The organism is Pedobacter sp. 22163 (genome assembly GCF_052045595.1).
Taxonomy (GTDB): domain Bacteria; phylum Bacteroidota; class Bacteroidia; order Sphingobacteriales; family Sphingobacteriaceae; genus Pedobacter.
In genome coordinates this window covers 1-1,629 of the sequence record NZ_JBQEPM010000026.1, presented here as the reverse complement: position 1 = coordinate 1,629, position 1,629 = coordinate 1, and the positions used below count along the sequence as shown (strand labels likewise).

Annotated in this window: 1 protein-coding gene; it reads right to left on the bottom strand. The window is 41.7% G+C overall.

Going from position 1 to position 1,629, the window contains the following annotated elements; genetic code table 11:
- Positions 1 to 26: 26 nt before the first annotated feature.
- Complete coding sequence (locus tag ACTJKN_RS27305; protein ID WP_440828769.1) at positions 27 to 1,418, bottom strand: IS110 family transposase; 1,392 nt, start codon at positions 1,416 to 1,418, stop codon at positions 27 to 29.
- Between the last annotated feature and the right edge of the window lie 211 nt (positions 1,419 to 1,629).

Sequence of the window (1,629 nt, the reverse complement as noted above, 5' to 3'; positions counted from 1 at the left end):
TTTCTTTTACTATATAACAAAAAAGATTAAGCTACTTGTAGCTTGAGTGCATTAAGTGTTTTTTCCAGTGCTGCAATTCGCGCTTTTTTCTGTTTATTAAGGTGCTCTTCATTGTTTAAAGGATTGAATGATTGTTTCTCGGTAACCATTTTATAATAGATACATGCCAGTTTTCGGGCTGTGGCTACAACAGCATATTTATAACCACCCTTACTTTTCATCTTTCTGAAAAAATGCCCCATTAGATGGTTGCTGTTCTGGACTCCGCCGGCAGCCATCCGGAAAGCCTGGGATGCTGCATTGGGCTTTTTTCTTTGCAGTTTACTAGAGATAAGTTTTCCTCCGGATATCTTGTTGTTGGGACAAAGGTTGAGCCACGAGGCGAAATGTGCTGCCGAAGGCCATTTATACAGATCTGTTCCAGTTTCCGAAAGTATTTCCAGGGCGCTTACCTCACTTAGCCCGTAGATATCCAGTACATTAATCCCATGGATACCCTTCAGGTAAGTTCGGATATCAAAGAAAGGCTGGTTCTTTGTCTTCTTCTGTTTGAATAATCTACCGGTCGGGGTTAGCCTGATCTCTTTTTCAGGTTCAGCTATGCCCTCATTGGTTCTTGCATGCATCCGCTGCAACTGGTGTTCAATCTTTTGGTCGCACTGTACCAACTGCTCCTGAAAAAACTTGTACTGTGTATAATACTGTTCCAAAAGGAACAATTGTTCCTCACGCCAGTTACCCTTAAGTGAACTTATAATAGTGTTACGATCTGCCTTGATCCTGCAATCAACCAAGGTCAGGAAGTTTTCTGCATAACGTTCCCCTGAAAGAATAGCCTCTACCATAGCTTTCCCTGTTTTACCCATGAGGTCACTGATGACTGTATGTATCTTTAGGTTCATGAGTTCCAGTGCCTTTTGCATCCTAAGTACAGATGTACTGCTATCGCGGATCAGCTTTCGTCTTTGACGGACCAGGGTACGAAGTACGTCTGTCTGATCGTCAGGCAGAAAACAGTTCTTCAACAGACCACAGCTATGCAGCTTTTGTATCCATTGCGCATCGCTCTGGTCATTCTTTTTACCACTGATGTTGCGTGTGTGGCGGGCATTGACCAAATATACCTCAAAGCCTTTTTCAATCAATAATACACCAAGATTTTTCCAGTAAATCCCGGTACTTTCCATTGCAACTGTTGTAATCCCGCACTCGGTAAGCCATTCTACAATAGCCAGAAGATCATCGGTAAATGTACCGAAGTCTCTTACATTGGAGCCCTTGCAGCATTCCTCAGGTACGGCTACCACATGTAGTGTATCACCGATATCAATACCTGCCGCATTTGCATTAACTAAAGGTAGCTGAACGAAATCTTTAATCTTTTGCTTTTTTTCTGTGTTTTTTTGACCTTTACCCATAAAATTCATTTTAATAAACATCCTGCAAAACCGGCAGGCTTGAAGATTAGTTTACTATACGAACTGCAATGTTCAATCGACAACTTCAACTGCTGGCTTGGTCAGATTTGATGATGACTTGGGGGTCAATAAGAAAGACGACCTTGTGCAGGATGTTTTCCCAAAGTTATTATTCTCGCAAACTGAAGCATAGCTTAAATAATATTTGATG